Origin of the sequence: Hyphomonas sp. GM-8P (genome assembly GCF_003263315.1) — a bacterium.
Taxonomy (GTDB): domain Bacteria; phylum Pseudomonadota; class Alphaproteobacteria; order Caulobacterales; family Hyphomonadaceae; genus Hyphomonas.
Genome location: NZ_AWFE01000058.1, coordinates 84,752 through 91,770 on the forward strand (window position 1 = coordinate 84,752; position 7,019 = coordinate 91,770).

The 7,019-nt window shown below is 61.6% G+C and carries 7 protein-coding genes; 2 read left to right on the forward strand and 5 right to left on the reverse strand.

The window, feature by feature from the left end:
- Positions 1–41 precede the first annotated feature (41 nt).
- The 5 genes from HY26_RS05595 to HY26_RS05615 all read right to left on the reverse strand — a co-directional run bounded on the left by HY26_RS05595 (position 42) and on the right by HY26_RS05615 (position 4,930).
- Positions 42–1,589, reverse strand: coding sequence for an acyl-CoA synthetase (locus HY26_RS05595; RefSeq protein ID WP_034762797.1), 1,548 nt, complete (start codon positions 1,587–1,589; stop codon positions 42–44).
- A 113-nt stretch (positions 1,590–1,702) separates the two neighbouring features.
- On the reverse strand, positions 1,703–2,305 hold the full coding sequence (locus HY26_RS05600) for a GNAT family N-acetyltransferase (RefSeq protein ID WP_034762794.1): 603 nt from the start codon (positions 2,303–2,305) through the stop codon (positions 1,703–1,705).
- Positions 2,284–2,685, reverse strand: a complete 402-nt coding sequence (locus HY26_RS05605; RefSeq protein WP_034762791.1) for a ketosteroid isomerase-related protein — start codon at positions 2,683–2,685, stop codon at positions 2,284–2,286. The genes HY26_RS05600 and HY26_RS05605 overlap by 22 nt, the downstream gene beginning before the upstream one ends.
- A complete protein-coding gene (locus HY26_RS05610) occupies positions 2,682–3,611 on the reverse strand; it encodes a sterol desaturase family protein (RefSeq protein ID WP_034762786.1) in 930 nt (309 codons plus the stop codon). The genes HY26_RS05605 and HY26_RS05610 overlap by 4 nt, the downstream gene beginning before the upstream one ends.
- Before the next feature lie 11 nt (positions 3,612–3,622).
- The gene (locus HY26_RS05615) at positions 3,623–4,930 is read right to left on the reverse strand and encodes an amidohydrolase family protein (protein WP_034762781.1); all 1,308 of its coding nucleotides are present in this window, start codon (positions 4,928–4,930) and stop codon (positions 3,623–3,625) included.
- Between the two features lie 206 nt (positions 4,931–5,136).
- Here HY26_RS05615 and HY26_RS05620 point away from each other — a divergent pair, with 206 nt between their 5' ends.
- Positions 5,137–6,057, forward strand: coding sequence for a crotonase/enoyl-CoA hydratase family protein (locus HY26_RS05620; protein ID WP_051599624.1), 921 nt, complete (start codon positions 5,137–5,139; stop codon positions 6,055–6,057).
- Positions 6,054–7,019 (forward strand): alpha/beta fold hydrolase (locus tag HY26_RS05625; protein ID WP_112073093.1); only part of this gene is annotated, 966 nt, incomplete at its 3' end. The genes HY26_RS05620 and HY26_RS05625, both read left to right, overlap by 4 nt.

Below are 7,019 nucleotides of genomic sequence, written 5' to 3' on the forward strand. Positions count from 1 at the left end.
ATCGGCGGCCCGGGTGCTTTCCCGCCCGGGCCGTTTCCATATCATACGATGCGGCTGTCTTTCTTGCCCCAGTAGCGGTCGCGGATGAGGCGCTTGTAGAGCTTGCCGGTCGGGTGGCGGGGTAGTTCCGGATCGAAGTCGATGCTTTTCGGGCATTTGAGTTTCGACAGATTGGCCTGCGCGAATTCCATCAGCTCCGCGACAAGTTCATCGGAGGGCGCGACCCCCGGCATCGGCTGGACGACGGCTTTCACGGACTCGCCGAACTCGTCATCCGGCACGCCGATCACGGCGACATCAGCCACTTTCGGGTGGGTGATCAGGACGTTCTCGGTCTCCTGCGGATAGATGTTCACACCGCCGGAAATGATCATGAACGCCTTGCGGTCCGTCAGGTAGAGATAGCCGTCTTCATCCAGCTTGCCGACATCGCCGAGGGATGACCAGTCCTTGTGCTTCGGGTTGAGGGCGGCTTCGTTCTTGTCCGGAGAGTTGTGATAGTTCGGCGGTGTGGTGCCGGAGAAGTAGACCTGGCCTTCTTCGCCGACCGGGACTTCGTTGCCTTCCTCGTCGCAGATGTGGACCTCGCCATAGACGGCCTTGCCGACCGTTCCCTTGTGGGTCATCCATTCCGGGCTCTTCGCCCAGGTCATGCCGTTGCCTTCGGAGCCGGCATAGTATTCGTCGATGATGGGCCCCCACCATTCGATCATCTGTTCCTTCACCGGCACCGGGCATGGCGCGGCGGCGTGGACGACCCATTTCAGGCTGGAAACGTCGTAGGACTTGCGGACCTCTTCAGGCAGCTTCAGCAGTTTTACGAACATGGTCGGCACCATCTGGATATGGGTGACCTTGTATTGCTGGATGTATTTCAGCAGCGATTCCGCATCGAACTTTTCCATGATGATCAGCGTGGCGCCGAACCTCATGAAGGTCATGCAGTAGCGCAGCGGCGCCGCATGATAGAGCGGCGCGGGCGACAGGTAGACGCTATCCTCTCCTGCACCGGAGAAGGCCTGAAGCACCTGCGCCAGGACATTGGTGTCGTCGATCGGCGTGTCCGGCTCCAGCGCCGGGCGGATGCCTTTCGGCCGGCCGGTCGTGCCGGAGGAGTAGAGCATGTCCGTGCCGGCCGTCTGGTCGGAAATCGGCGATTCCGGGAACTCGCTCCGGATCTGTTCCAGCGGCATGAAGCCCGGCATGGGGCCATCGATGGACCAGTAGTGCCCGAGGTCGGTGAGGGCTTTCACTTCTTCTGCCACGGCACGCTTGGAAGCGCCTGCGATGAAGAGTTTCGCGCCGGAGTCCGACAGGATGTATTCCACTTCCGGCGCCGTCAGGCGGGACGAGATGGCGACATAGTACAGCCCGGCTCGCTGGGCAGCCCAGCAGACCTCGAAAAACCGCGGCGAGTTTTCAGCAAACAGCGCGATCGTGTCGCCCGGCTTGCAACCCGCGCCGCGCAGGGCGTGCGCGATCTGGTTGGAACGCGCTTCGAGCTGGCCATAGGTGACGATCTCACCCGATCCGGCCATAATGTAGGCGGGCTTGTCCGGGTTGGTCTTTGCGTGGTGATGGGGATGCATTCCAGGGTCTCCTCACGAATTTCGGGGGCGCCTGTGCCCGGCCCCTTCGAAATAGTCAGAAGTGACCATACTCACACTGGCGATGGCGTCCACCGGAGACGTTGCGGAAAGCGTTAGAACTGCCGCAGCCAGTAGGCCATCGGGTGATTGATCTCCGATCCACCGGCCGTCTCGGGCCAGGTGAAATGGGCGGTCACGCCGGGCAGTCTCCGGTACTCACGGGCCTGCCAGAAGGCATCAAGCGGTGTGTAGCCGGCAGGGCGCTTCGGATGATCGTCCGGCCGCTCCACGGCGCAGAAGCAGGCGCGCTTGTAGCCATGGGCGATGGCGTGCGCTTCGCGGGCGTCGAAGAAGGCGTGGCCGGTGCCCTTGCCACGATATGCTGGCAGCAGGACCGATTCCCCGAAATAGAAGGTCGTCGGCAGGTCGTAGCCCGCGACCAGCAAAGGCTGGGAGAACTCAGCATGCTGGTCGTCTATGCCGGACCCGGTGGCGCAGCCGACGATTTCGCCATCGCCGGTTTCTGCCGCGACGATGAAGGCATCCCTGGCACGTGCGAGTTTCTGCAGATAGCTCTCCTCATAGGCGAGCGAGCCTTCATAGAGGTATGGATACGCGCGAAAAACCTCGATCCGCAGGCGGGCGAGCGCTGGCAGCGCCGCATCCAGATCCGCGCCGGAAAGCGGGCGGATCTTCACGAGACCTGTCGGACCCATTCGCTGAGATTGTAGTAGGTCGTGACGCGGCGGATGAAGCCATCCTCCACTTCAAAGAAAGCCCCGGCGGGCAGGCGGTAGGTCTGGCCGCGTGCGGCCGGCAGGTCGCCGTCCGTCGTCTTGTAGGTTCCGTTGACGATGAACTCTGCCGCCGCGCGCCGTTCGTTCCGGGACACCATGATTGCCATGTCGGTCAGCGTCTCATCGTAGCAGGTGTCCATATGGGCGAGGAAGGCGCGGAACTTGTCCCGCCCGCCGCGGGCGCCGCCTTCATTCACGTCATGGCGGACATCGTCGGCCAGGCAGGCGAGCATGCCTTCCCAGTCCTTGGCGTTGAAGGCTTCATAGTAGCGATGGATCAGCGCTTCGGTATCGTTCATCTGGGCAGTCCCGGCTTGCCGGCCTGATCGGGGTGTTCGGCGACAAAGTCGCGTTTCAGCTCGACGGAGCGGTTGTGGTGGCCATCCGGGTTCCAGCCCGGCGCATTGATTAACCGGCCGAACCATTTGTCCGGGCGCAGGCCGTCACTGGCGCAGTCCCGCATCAGGGCGAAGAATTCGTGGAAGGCAACGGTGAAGGGATTGTAGGAGCCGACCGGTTTCACGATGCCATAGACCGGTTTGTCTTCATCGAGTTCCGGCACAAAGGTCCCGAACATCTTGTCCCAGATGATGAAGACCCCTGCATAATTGGTATCGAGATAGCGCGGGTTCGTGGCGTGGTGCACCCGGTGGTGCGACGGCGTGTTCATCACCGCCTCGAACCATTTTGGCATCCTGTTGATGGCCTCGGTATGGATCCAGAACTGGTAGAGCAGGTTCCAGCCCGCTGCGAAGCCGATGAGATAGGGGTGGAAGCCAAGGATCACCATCGGAAGGCCGAGGATATAGAGCCCGGTGAACGGTCCGAACCATGGCTGGCGCAGCGCGGTGGTTAAATTGTAGTGCTCAGAGGAATGGTGGGTGACATGTTCCATCCACCACCAGCGCGCGCGGTGGGCGAACCGGTGCTTCCAGTAATAGATGAAGTCATAGAGCACGAAGCAGGCGACAAAACTCCACCACGTATAGGGCAGGGTGAGTACCCGGTACGGCCAGGCGACAATCAGCAGCCAGAAAAAGATTGTCGCCGTCAGCGTATTCACGACGACATTGCCGATGCCCATCGCAAGCGAGGTGAACGCGTCCTTCGTCTCATACCGGCCGTGGAAGCGCCCGGTCTTTACGCCCCACCATTCCAGCACGACGGACAGCACGAAGAAAGGTGCCGCATAGGTCGTGACGGGTGGGAAATCGTGAAACTCCATGTGTGGTCGCCTCAGAAAGCGGACGCCTGCGGTTTGCCATCTGACTTGTAGACGACGCCTTCCTTCATGACGAAGTCGACGTCCGCCAACAGCGACATGTCCTGAAGGGGGTTGCCCGTCACGGCGACGAAATCACCTGAGCAGCCGGCTTCCACACATCCGACAATCCCCGTCTTGCCAAGCGCGTCCGCAGCATTGACGGTGGCGGCCTGCAGGGCCTGCATCGGCGTCATGCCGAACTGGACCATGCGCAAGAACTGGTTGCCGTTGAGGCCGTGCGGATAGACACCGGAATCCGACCCGAACACCATTTTCACGCCAGCCTTCACGGCACGGGTGAAGCTGTCGCGCTGGATTTTAGAGATGGCGCGTTCCTTGTCGAGTGACTCCTGGAGGATGCCGTTCTTCTCGCCTTCGGAAAGTGTGTATTCGGTATTGTAGATGTCCATGGACAGCCAGACGCCGCGGTCCTTGGCGAGCTGGATCGTTTCGTCGTCGAGGATGGAGGCGTGCTCGATCGTGTCGATGCCCGCGAGGATGGCATTTTTGATGCCGACCGTGCCATGCGCATGGCTGGCAATTTTCAGGCCGCGTGCATGGGCCTCTTCTGCGGCGGCGGTGAGCTCTTCCAGCGTGCCTTGCGCGGCGCCCAGGGCTGTCCCTTTGGAGAAAACGCCGCCGGTGGAGCAGGTCTTGATGAGGTCGACGCCGTATTTGATGTTTTCCCGAACCTGCGCACGAAATTCCCATGGGCCGGTCGCGACCCCCTCTCCCGACAGGGCGTATTCGGACGGCAGAAGGTTGTTGTCCGAGCAGTGCCCCCCGACGATGCCAACCGGCGGGCCGGAGACAAACATGCGCGGGCCGGGCACGTCGCCTTCATTGATCGCATCACGCAGGGCCACGTCACCATAGCTTTCCGCGCCGACATTGCGCACCGTTGTGAAACCCGCGAGCAGCGTGAGCTTCGCATTCTTCACGCCGGTGATGGCCATGCGTTCGTCGGAGAAGCTGAGCGAGTAATAGGGCGGGTCTTCCGCATCGCCTGTCAGGTGAACGTGCATGTCGATGAAGCCCGGCATGAGGGTGGAGCCGCTACCGAATTCGATGACGTCCGCCCCTTCAGGTGCCCGAAGGGAGGATTTGGTGCCTCTCGCCGTCACTTTGCCGTCAGTGATAATGAAGGCGGCATTCCGGATCGTTTTTCCCGCTGCCGGATCTACAAAACGGTCCGCCGTCAGGTAGGTGGTTTCGGCAATGGCGGGTGCTGTGAGGGCCGAAGCAAATATAATCGCGGTGAAGGTGGGTAGGAGTCGCATTATAGGGCAGTCCTGTACTGGCTCTCGGTGTTTTGATGAACTATCCGGCCCGTTGACCCCGTGCGTCAAGCGCGCGTAGCGGCGGGTATCGATCTCAATCGCCGGGCATACGTCGAGGCGAGGGAGACGATTGTCCTTTCTCGGCGCTTGACGAACCTTGCGGAACCCCGCCTCACTGGCCGTCGAAGCAATAGGGAGACAAGCCAATGGCAGCAACGGCGCTAAAGGAATTCACGGAAATCAAGCTGGAGAAGGAAGATGGCATCGCCATCCTGACCCTCCACCGGCCGGACAAGATGAACGCCTTCACGGGCAAGATGATGCAGGAGATGATTGAAGCCTTCGACATCACCGACGCCGACGACGACATCCGCGTCGTCATCGTGACGGGCCATGGCGACCGCGCCTTCTGCGCCGGGGCCGACCTGTCCTCCGGCGCCAAGACGTTCGATTACGACAAGCGTGCCGGTGACGGCGAGGCTGGCCGGTCGTCCGAGGAAGACATCCGCCGTGACGGTGGTGGCCGCGTGACGCTGCGCATCTTCAATAGCCTGAAGCCGGTCATCGGCGCCATCAACGGCGCTGCAGTCGGTATCGGCGTGACCATGCAGCTGCCGATGGATATCCGCCTCGCATCTGACAATGCGCGCTTCGGCTTTGTGTTCAATCGTCGGGGCATCAACCCGGAAGCGGCGTCTTCCTGGTTCCTGCCGCGCCTCGTGGGTATTCAGCAGGCGCTGGACTGGTGCTTTACCGGCCGGATCTTCCCGGCACAGGAGGCGCTGGACGCTGGCTTCGTTAAAGCCGTCTATCCGCAGGCGGAACTTCTCGATAAGGCCAAGGAACTCGCCCGCGAGATCGCAGACAATACCGCGGCGGTGTCCACCACGCTGACCCGTCACATGATGTGGCGCATGCTGGGTGCCAGCCATCCGATGGAAGCCCACATTGTCGATTCCGCTTCGATCTACTCGCGCGGCAAGACGGAAGACGCCCGTGAAGGCGTGATGAGCTTCCTTGAGAAGCGCAAGCCGACCTATCCGGTGAAAGTGTCCGACGGCATGCCGAGCTTCTTCCCGTGGTGGGACGAGCCGGAATTCAAATGGATTGGCGGTGACGGCTCGTGAGTGAGCAGCACTTCGAGTTTGTAAAGACGAATGGCGTCACGCTTCGCGTGGCGACCGCCGGGGACGGGCCGCTTGTCGTGCTCGTCCACGGATTCCCGGAGAGCTGGTATTCCTGGCGCCACCAGATCAAGGCGCTCAGCGAGGCCGGCTACCGGGTCGCTGCGCCGGATGTGCGTGGTTACGGCGAATCCGAACGTCCCGAGCCGATCGAGGCGTATGACCTTGAAAGCCTGACCGGCGATATCGCCGGACTGGCAGAGGCTTTGTCACCGGGAGAGAAGGCTGTCGTCGTCGGGCACGACTGGGGCGCGCCGATTGCGTGGAACACAGCCCGTCTGCATGCAGACAGGTTCCGGGCGGTTGCCGGGCTATCCGTGCCTTACACGCCGATGGGCGACGTCATGTTCCTGGACATGGTGCACAAGGTGTTCACTGAGCGGGGCCTGTTCTTCTACCAGGTCTATTTCCAGGATGTCGGCCCGCCGGAAGCGGAACTGGAATCTGATCCTGCGGCAACCATCCGCCGGTTCTACTATGCGATTTCCGGCGATGCACCGGATGGCACATGGCCAACCGACAAGAAGCATGGCGACACGCTGCTGCTCCGACTGCCGGAGCCGCCGATGCCGCTTCCTTGGCTGAGCGAGGAGGATGTCGCTTATTATGACAGCCAGTTTCGCAAGTCCGGTTTCCGCGGGCCGCTGAACCGATATCGCAATCATGCGCGCGATTATGCATTCCTGAAGAACCATCCGGCCAATCCGGTGATCCAGCAGCCGTCGCTGTTCATCGGCGGCACGAAGGACCTCGTGCTGAAGATGTTCCGAGGAGATGTCGTCGCGGCGATGAAGCCGAACCTGGCGGACCTTCGCGGATGCCACTTGCTGGAAGGCTGCGGCCACTGGACCCAGCAAGAGCGCCCGGAAGAAGTGAACCGTCACCTGATCGAGTGGCTGGGGGGG